This window comes from Pseudomethylobacillus aquaticus (assembly GCF_003730115.1).
GTDB lineage: Bacteria > Pseudomonadota > Gammaproteobacteria > Burkholderiales > Methylophilaceae > Pseudomethylobacillus > Pseudomethylobacillus aquaticus.
This window is the reverse complement of the sequence record NZ_RJVP01000003.1, coordinates 1-15,550: the sequence shown is the minus strand read 5'-3', so window position 1 is coordinate 15,550 and position 15,550 is coordinate 1. Positions and strand designations below refer to the sequence as shown.

Below are 15,550 nucleotides of genomic sequence, written 5' to 3'. Positions count from 1 at the left end.
GTTTTCAACAAGCAATGGGGATGTGAATGGCTACGTACATTGAAGTATCGGTTCAGAATTTGCACCTAGACAGTGAAAACCCAAGGCACAATCAAATTCTTGATGAATCACTTATCGTGAAGCACTTATACGAGAATGAAAAAGTCGGAAAATTACTCAGAGATGTTGCAATTCGTGGCTTGTCGCCATTTGAGACGATTGGAGTTATTCCGATTGCTGACATTGAGGGGCATTACCTAGTTGTAGAAGGAAATCGTCGAATATGCGCACTTAAGCTTTTGACAGATGAAAATCTTGCTCCAACTGAACAGATAAAATCACAAATCGCAAAAGCAAAGCTACTTATTGAATCACCTCTTCCAGAACGGATAACCGTATCGCTGTTACAGAATCTGGAAGAGGCCCTTCCTTGGATGGATAGACGCCACTTGGGGGAACTAGATGGGGTGGGTACTAGAGCATGGGGCGCTCAGGAGCAAGCGCGTAGTCTAGCAAGAAGCAACTCCATCCCTGGGAGGGCTATAGCAGCATCACAAAATATACTAGCGCAAGCAATCATAGATCGCCTGTCAAAGCTGAGACTGCTGTCGGACAGTCAAAAAAGTATGGTTCCAATTACAACCTTGAGCAGATACTTAAGCACGCCAACAGTCCGTGATGTCTTAGGGCTTGGTGACAACTCGGAATTAATTTATAACTTTGAGGATAGTGAAGTAGATCACGCGCTGCATATATTTGTTTTGGATTCATTACCATTGAGTGAAGGTGGGAATGAACTCTTAAATTCAAGAACAGATGCCTCAGACCGGAGGGCATACGCAGTTGAGTTCGCAACTCGAAATGTCAGGCCATCTTCAGTTCGCTTACCGCCAGGACCTCCAAGTGAAATCGTTTTTCATGAACCGTCAGATTCGCAATCAGATGCAAATAATACTGGCGTCCACCAAAGTGATAATGCCAATACCGAAAAGTCTGATGAACAGCCTAATTCCAATAAAACTAGTCAAAGGCGCAGCACAGCGGACCCAAGCAGTAGGGTCTATCTAGTTGATACCAGTTTTGTGGTGAAAGCACCTGACGATAAGGTATTAATTAGGTTGCTGACTGAAATGAGACGGCTGCCAGTAGATGGACATGAGTTCTCAGCGAATTACCTGCTGAGGGCTTTCGTTGAGCGAGTAATGATACGGTTTTTGCTTAGCAATAATAAGATTGCTAAAGGCGCGAATCTTACTGATCAGAAAATAACTGAGCACGCCCGTGACTTAGCTACTACTTTAAATGCAGATCGAGGCGTAACTCAAGTACTTGGGCAGGCAGCATCAAATCCTATGATAGGTCATAGCCTATCTGCGCTCGGGAGCGCAGTACATGGTAGTCACATTCCAACTAAGCGGGAATTGCTTTCTAAATTTGATACTTGGAGAGCCGCATTAATTTTCATGTTGGATCATGGTAACTAGGTCTGTGCAAGTCTGCTCCGATTGATTATCCTGCTTGCATTATGCCCGTCACACATAGCCCGCTACGTTATCCGGGGGGAAAGACGCAACTTTTCCCTTTGCTCAGAGATATCATTATTGAAAATGATCTCCGCAAATGCGTCTATGCAGAGCCTTTTGCAGGCGGATCTGGCCTTGGCTTAGAACTTCTGTTCAGTGGATGGGCAGCCGAGCTTTGGATCAACGATCTGGATCCAGCAATATATGCTTTCTGGAATAGCGTCTTGAATCAGCCGGAAGACCTTTGCAAACTGATAGACAGTACGGGTATCAATCTCAAGGAATGGCAATCTCAACGTAATATCCTTTCTAACCCTGACGCCTACGACCCTTTACAACTTGGGTTCGCCACCCTTTATTTGAATCGAACTAATCGTTCTGGCATTCTCAAAGGTGGTGTAATCGGAGGCCTGTCGCAGGCTGGTAATTACAAACTTGATTGTCGATTTAACAAAGCAGATATCTGCAGGAAAATTCGCCGAATAGCTATTCATAAATCAGTCATAAAGCTGAGCAATCTGGACGCTTCAGAATGTCTGTCGTATTGGGATAGTGTTCTTCCTGAAAGATCTTTGATCAATATTGATCCACCATACTACGAACAAGGCCAGGCTTTGTATTTGAACCACTTCCAGCCAGAAGACCACACTTCGTTATCGACGGTAATCCTTTCATTGGGCCAGCGCTGGATGCTAACTTACGATGATGTCCCAAGCATTGAAGAGCTATACAAAGGTCATCCCACTTACAGAAACAGCTTGTTATATTCAGCGCAAGTGAAACGAAAGGCCAATGAGTTGGTTGTGTTTTCCACCAAACTGCGTGTACCTGTCGATGCTCCTAACTGCAACTTAGAACAAGCAGTTTGAGGGACTTTAAAAATCTGTCTCACCTCGATTTTAATCTGCGTTAATGTGACTCATCTCTCATGCTGCCTATGCTGGCGCCATGAAAACCCTACTTAAATTCCGCCCGCCCCACATGACCGACTGGCTGTTGGTCACGCTGTTGCTGATGTACCTGATCGACCAGGTAGCCCCGCAGCAACTCCCATCTCACTCTACAAACTTTCACTGATCACGATGGCGGCCGTCATTGGCTACTGGATCGACCGCAGTGCATTCCCCTAAGCCTGACCGCATGACTTTATGCAGCAGGCCGTGAGTATCGGCGCACCGTTCATCCCGAATAAATCAGTCAGCGCAGCATGCCAGCCGGTGTTTGTCGCCGCCATGATCCGCAGCGTCACATCGCACGTGAGCAAATCTAGGCAAGGCGGAGCTTAAACTTGTGACATGAATGTCTGACACCATTTTTATTTCGCTCTGCCTCTCGATAGCGACGCCTACCCATGATTGCGCCGCACTAGGCTTGTTCAATTGATTCGCTGATCCGGCGCAATACACTTTGCTATTGCGTCCTACTTGTTGGTCGGCATATTGGAGTCGCGCTAGCCCTCACAGTGATGTTCCCCAATGCAAGATTGGCGAGATGGCGCTGACCGCTAGTGAGTGGCTGCTGTTGCGTGGTACGTGCTATGCCGACACGCAGACCAAGCGGTGTTAGTCGATGAGGTTGTTGCGGATGGCGTAGTGGGTGAGTTCTGCGTTGTGGCGCAGTTGCATCTTTTCCAGCAGGCGTGCGCGGTACATGCTGACGGTTTTGACCGACAGGCAGAGTTTTTCTGCGATGTCGCCGACAGTGAGGCCGGAGGCGATCAGTCGCAGGGTCTCGAATTCACGGTCTGACAGGGTTTCGTGACGGGGTTTGTCTTCCGGTTCGCCGATCTGGTTGGCCAGCGCTTGCGCCACTTCCGGGCTGACGTATTTCTTGCCACAGGCCACCACGCGCACGGCGTTGAGTAGTTCGCTGTCGGCACTTTGTTTGCTGAGGTAACCGGAGGCGCCGGCCTTGAGGCTGCGGATGGCGTACTGGTCTTCACGGTGCATGGAGAGCATCAGCACCGCTGTCTTGGGCTGGTCGCGTTTGATCAGCTTGAGCACTTCCAGCCCATTGCGATCAGGCAGGGAGATATCGAGCAGCACCACATCGCTGGGTAGCTGGCTCAGGCTGTGTAGCGCTTTGCTGCCGCAATCGGCTTCGCCGATCACGCAGACATCATCTGACTCATTGAGTATCTGCTTGAGACCGGTGCGCAAAATGGCATGGTCGTCCACGATGAATACCCGGATTTTCTCTGTCATGCTCTGTTACGCTCCCCACGCGTCAGTGCTGGTTGGCGATCCCGGTCGCGCAGTGACAAAATGTCCTGTGGCCGCTGCCTTGGTCTTTTTTACAGTATTGCTTGTTTAAGCTTGCTTTGGTTGCGGTCGCCATCTTGAGTAGCGATCCGTCTTGCCATATCAACATGGCCTATGCTGTCACGTCATTCCCTCGCATGCAAGTGTTTAGCTTTCATCCTGTGCGGACAGGGGCAAGGTGACGCGCACGCGTGTGCCTTTTTGCACACCGGGCCCGATCGCACAACTGCCGTTCACGGCGGCGGCGCGTTCCATCATGCCGCGCAGACCAAAGCTGTTCTGTTTGAGCTGGTCTTCCGGCGAAATGCCGATGCCGTCGTCGTTGATGATGAGCACCACCTCGTCGCCGCGCAGCTGCAGCAGGATATCCACCTGGCTGGCCTGTGCATATTTGGCGATGTTGGACAGCGCTTCCTGGCAGATGCGGAACAAGGTGATGGCCTGTTCCGGGCTGACCTTGATGTGTTCCTGATTGCAGCTGAAATCGCAGGTGGTCTCCATCTGCTGCTCAAAGCTGCGCGCCTGCCACTCGATGGCGGCCACGATGCCCAGCTCCAGGATATCCGGGCGCAGGTCGCTGGCGATACGGTGTACCGATTCGAAGGTCTGGTCTATCACCATGGACAACCGTTCCAGCTGCTGCAGCACGGGCGCCTGCTCGCCGCTCAGTTTGTTCTTCAGCGACATCAGCCCGATCTTGATGGCGCTCAGGTTGCCGCCCAGGTCGTCATGGATCTCGCGGGCGATATGGATACGCTCTTCCTCGCGCGCTTTGACCAGGTGGGCCGACAGTTCGGCCAGACGTGCATGGGATTGTTCGATCTCCAGCTTTTCGCGTTTGCTTTCGGTGATGTTGTTCATGATGCCGGCGAACTGTACTTCTTCGGCATTGCCACGGCGGAAGCTGGCACGCAGGTTGATCACCTTGATATCCTGCCAGGCCTCGATCCAGATACGGCCTTCCCAGTTCCAGCTCAGCTGCTCGCTGGCGGCATGGCGCATGCTGGTGATGAAATCCATCTGGTCATCCACCAGAATCAGGCTCACGAAGCGCTCCGGCACCAGGTACAACTCGTCCGGGGATAAGCCCAGCAGCGCCTTGCAGCCCTGGCTCAGGTAATCGAACTGGATGCGGTTGTCACTGCCCACACGGCACTGGAACACCAGCCCGGGGATATTGGCCACGATCGCCTGGAAGCGCTCCTCGCTGTCGTGCATGGCATGCACGGTGGCCTGGTCGTGACCCAGCGCCAGCAGGGCCTCATGCTTGCCCTGCTTGGCGTAGTACAAGCGCAGCTCGGTGCTGTCGCGGTCGAACGGGCGTTTGATGCGCTCGATCAGCACACAAGCCTGATGCTGGTCGGCATGTGCCTGCATCACGGTGCGCAGGGTGTTGTCGTCCACGCGGCTGAACACATCCTGCGGACTCATCTCGCGCAGCAGCGGCAGACTGAGGCGCAAGCGCTTCAGCGCACTGGCGCTTGCCTGCACGAAGCGCAGGCTATGCGCGTCGATGATGTAGATCTCCTTGCCGCTGACGTTGAACAGCGTACTCAGCCAGAACTCCAGCTCGTCCGGTGGTGCCATTGGGCTTGCCATGGTTTGCATGTGTTCTACCATCCCATACTTGCGTCATAACTGGATCGCGTCAGCTTAACGAGGGCGCTGATGGTCATGTCGATTGTTTTGAAATCTATTTTGATAATCGGCCTAAAGAAACAAAAGCACTGGCCGATATAGCCTGAGGGCTACCCCAGACGCATGCGTCACAATATAGCAAATGCCGGGCTGATTGAGCGAGTCGCTCTGTGCTCACCTTGCGGCATCTCAACCCCTTGCTGTGCCAACCATTTGCGCGCTTGTAGGACAAACACCTACAAGGTCGTCCGCCATTCTTCCGTCACAAAATACCGGTGTCGTCCGATATTGCTTTCTTGGTCATAAGCGCACAGTACGTCTCATGCAACAGCGCCAAATTTGATCGATAACAGACGAACAGGGAGCAATAACATGCGTGAAGACGAAATCCTCAATGAGATCCGTGATGCCAACCTCAGTTATTTGATGCTGGCCCAGCAACTGGTACGCGCAGACCGCCCGGCCGCCATCTTCCGCCTGGGCATCAGTGCCGAGATCGCTACCCTGATCGAGCAGTTGAGCACCGCACAGCTGCTCAAGCTGGCCAGTTCCAACATGATGCTGGCGCGCTTCCGTTTCGAAGACGGGCTGATCCTGGGCATGTTGACTGACCACAAGAAAGACCGCGCACTGAGCAACTCGCAGGCCGCGATCCTGATGGCCAATCAGCGCGTAGAAGAATTCGCCTGAGCAGCAGGCATTAGCACCAAGCATTAGCACCAGGCATTCAAGTCGTATCTATCCGGGGGGATATCATGAAGACCAAGACCATCGTCGGTGAATCAGAGCAGATCACACTCGCCATCCAGCTGATCAAACTGGGCGCACGCCTGCAGTTGCTGGAATCGCAAACCACCTTGTCGCGCGAGAAGCTGATCAAACTGTACAAGGAGTTGAAGGGCGTCTCGCCACCCAAGGGCATGCTGCCGTTCTCTACCGACTGGTTCCTGACCTGGCAGCCGAACATCCACGCGTCCATCTTCCTCAATATCTACAATTTCATGCTCAAGCATGCCGGTATCAGCGGTATCCAGGCGGTCATGAAGGCCTATGAGCTGTATCAGCAGCAGGTCGCACTGGACGAAGGTCATGAGCCGGTGTTGTCATTCACGCGTGCCTGGACCCTGGTACGTTTTGTTGACAGCCACATGTTGAAACTCACCCCTTGCCGTTGCTGCAGCGGCCAGTTCGTGGTGGACAGCTACGACCTGAACAGCGACTTTGTCTGCGGCATCTGTCATATCCCGTCGCGCGCCGGCAAGACCAAACTGGCACGCGAGCAGCACAATGCCGACATGCATGGCGTTGAGGCTGCCGGGCACATCGCGGCCTGAGCCTGTCATGCAGCGTGAGCGGCGCAGCTTGCGCCCTGCCGTCAGTGCCCTGTTGATCAGTCTGGCCGCGCTGGCCGCGATGCTGCTGCTGTTCGGCGTGCCCGACCAGCATCCCGTACTGTTCCTTGCCGCCCAGGGCGCCATCGCCCTGACACTGGCCTGTCTGCTGCGGCTGGCCTGGTGGTGGCGTGGCATGCTGCTGCTGTTCCCGCTGGGGGTCTATACGGTGCAGCAGCTGGGGCTGCCGCCGGCTTTTTACCTCGTGCTGTTCCTGTTGTTCCTCACGCTCTATTGGTCCACCTACCGCACCCAGGTGCCGTTCTATCCTTCACGTTTGCCGGTGTGGCGTCAGGTCACGCAGTTACTGCCTGCCGAGGGCGAGGTGCACATGATCGACATCGGCAGTGGTCTGGGTGATCTTGCCATGCACGTGGCGGCGCAGCGTCCATGCGCGCGGGTCACCGGTATCGAGATCGCGCCTTTGCCCTGGCTGCTGAGCTGGCTGCGCGCCCGCTGGCGTCGTTCAGCCGCGGCGTTCACGCGTGGCGATTATCAGGCGCTGGATTTTGCCCGCTATGACCTGGTGTTCGCTTACCTGTCGCCCGCGGTCATGCCGGCCTTGTGGCAAAAAGCCAGCCGCGAGATGCGTGCCGGCAGCCAGCTGGTGAGTTATGAGTTCGACATCCCCGGTGCGCCCGCACCTAGCTGTGCCGTGCGCCCGCTGCCGGATAAACCGGCACTGTATATCTGGCGGTTCTGATCCATCGCCTGATAACGGCCCCCGCCGGTTCAAGTTTTCCCCGTTTAAGCCGTAAGCAAGTTACTGAGGGGTAAATCCCTGTTTCATTCAGGGATAGTCCTCAGCCACGCCTTGTTAGGCTGTGAGCAATCAAGAAGTGACTGGGTAACGGGGGCGTCAATTGTTTGTATTTCTAGGCTATCTGGTGGTCATTGGTTCGGTGTTCGGCGGCTTTGCGCTCGCCGGGGGCCATCTGGCGGCATTGTTCCAACCCTTGGAACTGTTGATGATAGGCGGCGGAGCGCTGGGTGCGTTCCTGGTCGGTAACGACACCAAGTCCATCAAGGCCACCATGAAAGCGCTGCCCCAGATACTCAAAGGTTCCAAATTCAGCAAGGCACTTTATCTTGATCTGCTGGCACTGATCTTCGAAGTGCTGGCCAAGGTGCGTAAAGACGGCCTGATGTCCATCGAAGCCGATGTGGAAGCGCCGGAACAGAGCCCCTTGTTCCAGAAATACCCACGCCTGCTGGCCGACCATCATCTGGTCGATTTCCTGTGTGATTACCTGCGTCTGATGGTCACCGGCAATATGGATGCGTTCCAGATCGAGAACCTGATGGATAACGAGATCGACACGCACCATCACGAAAGCCTGGTGCCTTCGCATTGTATCGCCCGTATCGGCGACGGCTTGCCGGCCTTCGGCATCGTGGCGGCGGTGATGGGCGTGGTACACACCATGGAATCGGTGGGTGCCCCACCGGCCGAACTGGGCATGATGATCGCGCATGCGCTGGTGGGCACCTTCCTCGGCATCCTGCTGGCGTATGGTTTTGTGGGCCCGCTGGCGACGCTGCTGGAACAGAAGACCGAAGAATCCAGCAAGATGCTGCAGTGCATCAAGGTCAGCCTGATCGCCAGTCTGAACGGCTATGCGCCGGCCATCGCGGTCGAATTCGGCCGCAAGGTGCTGTATTCCACCGAGCGCCCCGGCTTCCTTGAGCTGGAAGACTACGTCAAGCAAGCCAAGAACAAGAGCTGATCATGGCGGAAGACGCACGTCCCATCATCGTCAAGCGCATCAAGCGCACTGCCGCTGGCCATCATGGCGGCGCCTGGAAGATCGCCTATGCCGACTTTGTCACCGCGATGATGGCCTTTTTCCTGCTGATGTGGCTGTTGGGCTCCACCACGCGCGGTGATCTGGAAGGCATCGCCGAATACTTCAAGACCCCGCTGCAAACGGCCATGGCGGGTGGTCAATCCTCCGGCACCAGTGCCATCGTCATCAAGGGTGGCGGCAAGGATGTCACCAAGAAAGACGGTCAGGTACGCAAGACCGATTCCGACGTCAAGATCAAAAAGACCGACATGAAAGCCGCGCAAGCCGAGCTGGAACGGCTGGAGAACGAGCGCCTGCAGCAGCTCAAGCGCAAGATCGAGCAGGCCATCGACGCCAGCCCCACACTGCGCCAGTTCAAGAACCAGCTGTTGATCGACATCACCAGCGAAGGTTTGCGTATCCAGATCGTGGATGAGCAGAACCGCCCCATGTTCGCTTCTGCCAAGGCCGAGCTGCAGCCCTATGCACGCGAGATCCTCACCGAGATCGGCCAGATGCTGAATGGTCTGCCCAACAAGATCAGCCTGTCCGGCCATACCGACGCGGTGGCTTATGCCAATGGCGAGAAGGGCTACAGCAACTGGGAGCTGTCCGCAGACCGCGCCAATGCCTCGCGTCGCGTGCTGGTCAAGGGCGGCATGGACGAGACCAAGCTGCTGCGCGTGGTGGGGCTGTCGTCCGCGGTGCTGTTCGACAAGACCAACCCGCTCAACCCGGTCAACCGCCGTATCAGCATCATCATCATGAACAAAAAGGCCGAGCTGAACGCCATCGAAGATGCTTCCGCCATGCAGCTGCCTTCTGCCGAAGCCTTCGGTGATGCCTTTGCGGATGGCATGGCCGTGCCAGCACCATGAAACAGCCGGTGTTTCGCCTTCTTATCCTCCGATTGCCCTAAGCCCGGTGCGGATATTCTTAACTCCATGAACATCATCCCCGTACAAGCCTTGAAACAGTTGCTGACCGGTGTCTCCGGCCACGGCAACCAGCACCTCAGTGAAGTGGAAGCAGACCTGCAGCAGACCGCGCTATTGCTGGGCGAGGCCATCGAAACGCTGTCGGCCAGCTTCAACGCCATCCATGCCGCTGTGGCGGCACAGCAGTTGGCGCTGGATGAACTGCTGGCCGCACAAGGTGTGCAGGCCGAAGCCGCACAACCGCTACGGCAGTTGCGCGAGGAGATAGGCGCACAAGTGGGTGCCGCGATCACCGCCATGCAGTTCCAGGACATGACCAGCCAGCTCATAGGCCGCATGCTGAAACGCATCGACGGTCTGCGCGACCTGCTCGCGCCGCTGGAGAACGGCCAGACGGCGATGCCGCATGCGGACGAACACGAAGCGCTGAGCCTGCTGTTGCACAACATGCACGAGCGTGTGCGCGACAAGAGTCAGGCACTCAATGGTGGCCTGCGACAGTCCGTGAAACAACAACACATGGCCAGTGGCGATGTGGAGCTGTTCTAAAGCGCCACACCAGATCAACCGATAACGATGCATATCTTCAGGATGAAACAACAATGGCAAAAACGATTTTAACCGTTGACGACTCAGGCTCATTACGCGCCATGGTGGCGTTCAGCCTCAAGGCGGCGGGTTATCAGGTGGTGGAGGCCGTGGACGGCCAGGATGGCTTGAGCAAGGCCAAGGAGAAGACCGTGGACCTGGTGCTCACCGACCAGAACATGCCCATCATGGACGGCCTCACACTGATCCGTCAGCTGCGCGGCCTGGGCTCTTATCAGAAAGTGCCTATCCTGATGCTGACCACCGAATCCAGCGACGAGATGAAAGCCAAGGGCAAAGCCGCCGGTGCCAACGGCTGGCTGGTCAAACCGTTCGATCCCAAGCGCTTGATCGAAGTGGTACAGAAAGTGATCGGCTGATGATGCCTGCCACTCCAATCGATACAGGAGGCCGGTCATGAGCATCGACATGAGCCAGTTCTACGAAGTGTTCTTCGACGAATCGGACGAGTTGCTGGCCGAGGCCGAGCATCTGTTGCTGGGCCTGGATATCCAAAGCCCGGACATGGAAGACCTCAATGCCATCTTCCGCGCAGCCCATTCCATCAAGGGTGGCGCAGCCACTTTCGGCATGATGGACATGGCCGAGATCACCCACGTGCTGGAGAACCTGCTGGACAAGATCCGCAAGCAGGAGATGGCACTCACTGCCGAACATGTGGATGCTTTCCTGGCCGCCAAGGACGTGCTCAAGATGCAGCTGGATGGCCACAGGCTGGCCACTGCCGTGGACCCCGAGCAGGTGGCCGACGTGACCATGATGCTGAAGGGGCTGTCGGAAGGCGTGGCGATCGCGCCAGTGCCCACCCTGACGGCGCCTGTTGCAGCGCCTGCCGCAGTGGTCAGCGCCATGCCCCCTGCCGCTCCGGGTTTGACGCGCTTCTGTCTTGATCTGCCTGTGCTCAATGAGCGTGATGACCGCAACCTGCGTGACGAACTGGGCCTGCTGGGCAGCGTGAGTCAGCATGTGCTGGCCGATGGCCGCAGCCAGTGGCTGCTGGATACCGATTCCAGCGCCGATGACATCCTGTCCATCTGCTCTTTCGTGATCGATGTGGACCAGATGCGGGTCAGCCGCGAGGACATGCCGGCGCTTGAGGCAGTCGCTGCAGCAGCACAGCATGATATCGAAGTCGGCCTGGAAGCCAGGGCCGATACCAAGAGCAAATCAGGTGTGGAGGTGCAGGAGGAAGTGGGATATGGCCTGTTCGAGACGCTGGAGCAGGACAAGGTGGAAGAGGGCTATGGCTTCTTTGCGCCGTTCACCCCGCATCCCGACGCGGTGGTCACCACCATGATAGGTGACGAGACCCCCTTGCCAGCGGCAGTGGAGGCTGCGCAACGCACAACCCGGCAGCCAGAAAAAAACACTGAAATCAGCACTCAAAAAAGTACAGACAAGCTCAGCGACAAACCGGTCAAAAAGGACAACGAAAAGGCGGCATCCACCGCCGAGACCACCTCCATCCGCGTGGGGGTAGAGAAGGTGGATCAGCTCATCAACCTGGTGGGCGAACTGGTGATCACGCAAGCCATGATAGAGCAGCGCATCGCGGCGCTGGATCCAGTGCAGCATGAGCGTCTGATCAACAGTGCCGGCCAGCTCATGCGCAACACGCGTGACTTGCAGGAAGCGGTGATGTCCATCCGCATGATGCCCATGGATTTCGTGTTCTCGCGCTTTCCGCGCATGGTGCGCGATCTGGCGGGCAAGCTGGGCAAGAAGGTGGAACTGGTCACCCAGGGGGCTAGCACCGAACTGGATAAAGGCCTGATCGAACGCATCGTGGACCCGCTCACGCATCTGGTGCGTAACAGCGTGGATCATGGTATCGAGCTGCCTGAACAGCGCCGTGCACGCGGCAAGAGCGAGACCGGACAACTGACCCTGTCGGCGGCGCACAAGGGCGGTAGCATCGTCATCGAAGTCACTGACGATGGTGCCGGCCTCAATCGGGAACGCCTGCTCGCCAAAGCGCAGCAGAACGGCCTGCCGGTCAGCGAGAACATGAGCGATGCCGAGGTGTATCAGCTGATTTTCGCGCCTGGGTTCTCCACCGCAGAAGCGGTCACCGATGTGTCCGGCCGTGGCGTGGGCATGGACGTGGTCAAGCGCAATATCACCGCCATGAACGGCACGGTGGAGATCCGCTCCGTGCCTGGCCTGGGCACCACCATCTCTATCGCGCTGCCGCTGACACTGGCCATCCTGGATGGCATGTCGGTGTCGCTGGGCAGCAATATCTATGTGATCCCGCTCAACCTCATCGTGGAGACCCTGCAACCGCGCGCGCAGGACATCAAGACCGTGACCGGTGAAGGCCGCATGGTGCATGTGCGCGGCGAATACCTGCCCATCATCGCGCTGCACAGCCTGTTCAACCATGACACGGACATCACCGACCCGACCCAGGGCGTGCTGGTGCTGATCGAGGCCGAAGGCCGCAAATCGGCCTTGTTCGTGGACGGTCTGGTCGGCCAGCAGCAGGTGGTCATCAAGAGCCTGGAAACCAACTACCGCCGTGTACGCGGCATCTCCGGCGCCACCATCATGGGCGATGGCTCGGTGGCGCTGATCCTGGACGTGCCCGCCATCATCCAGATGGGGCAAAGCCATAACTACATCACCGGTGCTGCAGCCTATGCCAGCAGGCCACCACAGACCAAGGAGTACACGCAATGACCGCCACCAGCATGGCAACGGCTGCCAGCACCACGCCCAGTGTCGCGGGCGAATACCTGACCTTTGTACTTGGGGAAGAATCCTACGGGATCGAGATCCTCAAGGTGCAGGAGATTCGTGGTTATGACACGGTGACCAAGATCGCCAACACGCCAGCCTTCATCAAGGGGGTGGTCAATCTGCGTGGCCGCATCGTGCCCATCGTGGACCTGCGCATCAAATTCAATCTCGGCAAGATCGAGTACGACGAATTCACCGTGGTCATCATCCTCAACCTGGGCGGCCGCGTGGTCGGCATCGTGGTGGATGGTGTCTCCGACGTGATGGCTTTGCAACAAGAACACATCCGCAATGTGCCAGAACTGGTCAGCAGTATCGACACCCAGTACATCCTGGGGCTGGCCACGGTGGAAGAACGCATGCTGATTCTGGTGGACATCGAACGACTGATGGGCAGCCAGGAGATGGAACTGCTCGACAGCGTGACGGTGCATTAAGCCGGTATTGCACCACGAGCGCTATTACAACCGCGACATCACAAGGAGCACCACCATGAAGACATTACACGACACGCTGCATGCCATCGGCCAGGCGCTGGTGCTGTGGGCTTCATGGCTGGCGGCCTATCCGCTTTAATCCAGATCATTGACAGAACTCGTTTCTCAGGAGCATGCGACATGTTTAAACAACTCTTCAGCCGCAAGGCGAAAAATACCCAGACGGCCGTTAAAGGTGCACTGGATCAAAGCTCGGTTGCCATCATGATGGTGGACCGTGATTTTATGGTCACCTATGTCAATGAATCGTCCAAGCGACTGTTCAACGACGCGGTTGAAGAATTCCGCTCGGCGTTTCCGAGTTTTGATCCAGGCCGCATCATCGGCACCTGCATTGATGTGTTCCACAAGAACCCCGCACATCAGCGCCAGTTGTTGGCCAACCCTGCCAATCTGCCTTACAAGACTGACATCAAGGTGGGCAAGCTCACCATTACCCTGCACATCACCGCCAGCTACGATGCCAAGCGCAACTACATCGGCAACGTGCTGGAATGGCGTGATGTGACGGCTGAGCGCTCGCAGGCCTTGGAGAACATCGACTATGCCGGTCAGATCGCTGCGATCAGCAACACTCAGTCAGTGATCCACTTCACGCCCGATGGCAGGATCATTCATGCCAATGACAATTTCCTCAAGGCCTCCGGCTATCAGTTGAATGAAATCCTGGGGCAGCACCATAGTCTGTTCGTCTCCCCTGAACACAGGGTCAGCAACGAATACCGTGCCTTCTGGGACAAGCTGGCGCGTGGTGAACATGACACCGGCTACTATCAGCGCTACACCAAGGACAAGCGCGAGATCTGGCTGCAAGCCTCCTACAACCCGATCAAAGACAAGACCGGCAAGGTGGTCAAGGTGGTCAAGTATGCCGTATGTGCCACAGACGAGATGCAGTCACGCCGCGTTTCGCTACGGCTGGAAGCGGCCATTCGCAATACCAGCACGGCCATCATGATGGTGGACCGCGATTTTGTGGTGACCTACGTCAACGATACCACCAAATCCATGTTGCAAAAGAATGCCGATAACTTCCGCAAGATCTGGCCTACCTTCGACCCGGCCAAGATCATCGGCAGTTGCATCGACATGTTCCACAAGAACCCGTCACACCAGCGCAATCTGCTGGCAGATCCGAAGAATCTGCCTTATCGCACCGACATCAAGGTGGGTGACCTCAAGTTCGCACTGAATGTGGGGGCCAGCTTCGATGCGCAGGGCAACTATGAAGGCAACATCCTGGAATGGGCCGATGTCACCACCATCCGTGCACAGGAGGCGCTCAACCAGGATTACAGCAGCCAGTTGGCCGCCATCAACGCCAACCAGCCGGTGATCGAGTTCACACCAGATGGCAAGGTGACGCGTGTCAATGAGCACTTCCTGCGGTTGATGGACTACAGCGAGGCCGAAGCGATCGGCCAGCATCACAGCACATTCGTTGATCCGGTTTACCGTAATAGTGCTGAATACCGTGCTTTCTGGGAACGACTGGGGCATGGTGAATTCTACGCAGGTCAGTATCAGCGCTTTGCCAAAGGTGGGCGCGAGGTCTGGCTGCAAGCTTCCTACAACCCCATCAAGGACGTCACAGGCAAGGTGGTCAAGGTCGTCAAGTTCGCTTCTGACATCACCGCCGCAGTGCAGGCACAGCGTGCACTGGTCAAAGCCGTGGAAGAGACGCAGGCAGTGGTCGCCGCAGCCAAAGCGGGTGACCTTACACAACATATCGAGACCAGTGACAAGACGGGCGACATCGCTGATTTGTGCAGTGGCATCAATGCACTGATCTCCAGTACCGCCGACATCATCACTCAGATCAAGGAAGCGGGCGACACCATCAACACGGCGGCGAACGAGATCGCGGCGGGGAACAACGACCTGTCGCAGCGGACGGAAGAGCAGGCCTCCAGCCTGGAAGAGACGGCCTCCAGCATGGAAGAACTGGCTTCGACGGTGAAGCAGAATGCGGAGAACGCGAAGCAGGCCAATCAGCTGGCATCGGCGGCGTCGGGTGTGGCGGTACGTGGTGGCCAGGTGGTGAGCGAAGTGGTGCTTACCATGAGCGGCATCTCGGACAGCTCGCGCAAGATCGAAGACATCATCAGCGTGATCGACGGGATTGCGTTCCAGACCAACATCCTGGCGTTGAATGCGGCGGTGGAAGCGGCGCGTGCGGGTGAGC

At 56.4% G+C, this 15,550-nt stretch carries 16 protein-coding genes; 14 read left to right on the top strand and 2 right to left on the bottom strand.

Annotated features, from left to right (window positions below; translation table 11 throughout):
- Nucleotides 1-26: 26 nt before the first annotated feature.
- From ED236_RS12380 to ED236_RS12785, 3 genes are all read left to right on the top strand, one after another.
- On the top strand, nucleotides 27-1,463 hold the full coding sequence (locus tag ED236_RS12380) for a hypothetical protein (RefSeq protein ID WP_148042259.1): 1,437 nt from the start codon (nucleotides 27-29) through the stop codon (nucleotides 1,461-1,463).
- A gap of 41 nt (nucleotides 1,464-1,504) precedes the next feature.
- Nucleotides 1,505-2,371 carry a DNA adenine methylase gene (locus ED236_RS06460; RefSeq protein ID WP_123237164.1) on the top strand — a complete coding sequence of 289 codons (867 nt, stop codon included), beginning with the start codon at nucleotides 1,505-1,507 and terminating at the stop codon, nucleotides 2,369-2,371.
- A gap of 96 nt (nucleotides 2,372-2,467) precedes the next feature.
- Nucleotides 2,468-2,632, top strand: a complete 165-nt coding sequence (locus ED236_RS12785; RefSeq protein WP_205125659.1) for a putative holin — start codon at nucleotides 2,468-2,470, stop codon at nucleotides 2,630-2,632.
- Between the two features lie 432 nt (nucleotides 2,633-3,064).
- Here the strand turns inward: ED236_RS12785 and ED236_RS06450 are convergent, their stop codons facing one another.
- Complete coding sequence (locus ED236_RS06450; protein ID WP_123237163.1) at nucleotides 3,065-3,706, bottom strand: response regulator; 642 nt, start codon at nucleotides 3,704-3,706, stop codon at nucleotides 3,065-3,067.
- 204 nt (nucleotides 3,707-3,910) lie between these two features.
- A complete protein-coding gene (locus ED236_RS06445; RefSeq protein WP_162299586.1) occupies nucleotides 3,911-5,371 on the bottom strand; it encodes a sensor histidine kinase in 1,461 nt (486 codons plus the stop codon).
- Nucleotides 5,372-5,773: 402 nt separating this feature from the next.
- Here ED236_RS06445 and flhD point away from each other — a divergent pair, with 402 nt between their 5' ends.
- The 11 genes from flhD to ED236_RS06395 all read left to right on the top strand — a co-directional run.
- Nucleotides 5,774-6,091, top strand: coding sequence for a flagellar transcriptional regulator FlhD (gene flhD, locus ED236_RS06440; RefSeq protein WP_123237161.1), 318 nt, complete (start codon nucleotides 5,774-5,776; stop codon nucleotides 6,089-6,091).
- A gap of 65 nt (nucleotides 6,092-6,156) precedes the next feature.
- A complete protein-coding gene (gene flhC / locus ED236_RS06435; RefSeq protein WP_123237160.1) occupies nucleotides 6,157-6,735 on the top strand; it encodes a flagellar transcriptional regulator FlhC in 579 nt (192 codons plus the stop codon).
- A complete protein-coding gene (locus ED236_RS06430) occupies nucleotides 6,701-7,495 on the top strand; it encodes a class I SAM-dependent methyltransferase (protein ID WP_205125648.1) in 795 nt (264 codons plus the stop codon). The genes flhC and ED236_RS06430 overlap by 35 nt, the downstream gene beginning before the upstream one ends.
- Before the next feature lie 160 nt (nucleotides 7,496-7,655).
- Nucleotides 7,656-8,519, top strand: coding sequence for a flagellar motor stator protein MotA (gene motA / locus ED236_RS06425; protein WP_123237158.1), 864 nt, complete (start codon nucleotides 7,656-7,658; stop codon nucleotides 8,517-8,519).
- Between the two features lie 2 nt (nucleotides 8,520-8,521).
- The gene (gene motB, locus ED236_RS06420; RefSeq protein WP_123237157.1) at nucleotides 8,522-9,457 is read left to right on the top strand and encodes a flagellar motor protein MotB; all 936 of its coding nucleotides are present in this window, start codon (nucleotides 8,522-8,524) and stop codon (nucleotides 9,455-9,457) included.
- 66 nt (nucleotides 9,458-9,523) lie between these two features.
- Nucleotides 9,524-10,066, top strand: a complete 543-nt coding sequence (locus ED236_RS06415; protein ID WP_123237156.1) for a chemotaxis protein — start codon at nucleotides 9,524-9,526, stop codon at nucleotides 10,064-10,066.
- 53 nt (nucleotides 10,067-10,119) lie between these two features.
- Nucleotides 10,120-10,485, top strand: a complete 366-nt coding sequence (locus ED236_RS06410; protein ID WP_123237155.1) for a response regulator — start codon at nucleotides 10,120-10,122, stop codon at nucleotides 10,483-10,485.
- 37 nt (nucleotides 10,486-10,522) lie between these two features.
- Nucleotides 10,523-12,808: a chemotaxis protein CheA gene (gene cheA / locus ED236_RS06405; protein WP_123237154.1), complete on the top strand. Its 2,286-nt coding sequence runs from the start codon at nucleotides 10,523-10,525 to the stop codon at nucleotides 12,806-12,808.
- Nucleotides 12,805-13,305, top strand: coding sequence for a chemotaxis protein CheW (locus ED236_RS06400; protein WP_123237153.1), 501 nt, complete (start codon nucleotides 12,805-12,807; stop codon nucleotides 13,303-13,305). The genes cheA and ED236_RS06400 overlap by 4 nt, the downstream gene beginning before the upstream one ends.
- Nucleotides 13,306-13,312: 7 nt before the next feature.
- On the top strand, nucleotides 13,313-13,444 hold the full coding sequence (locus ED236_RS12730) for a hypothetical protein (protein WP_275669220.1): 132 nt from the start codon (nucleotides 13,313-13,315) through the stop codon (nucleotides 13,442-13,444).
- A 41-nt stretch (nucleotides 13,445-13,485) separates the two neighbouring features.
- On the top strand, nucleotides 13,486-15,550 hold a 2,065-nt coding region (locus tag ED236_RS06395), incomplete at its 3' end, for a methyl-accepting chemotaxis protein (RefSeq protein ID WP_275669218.1).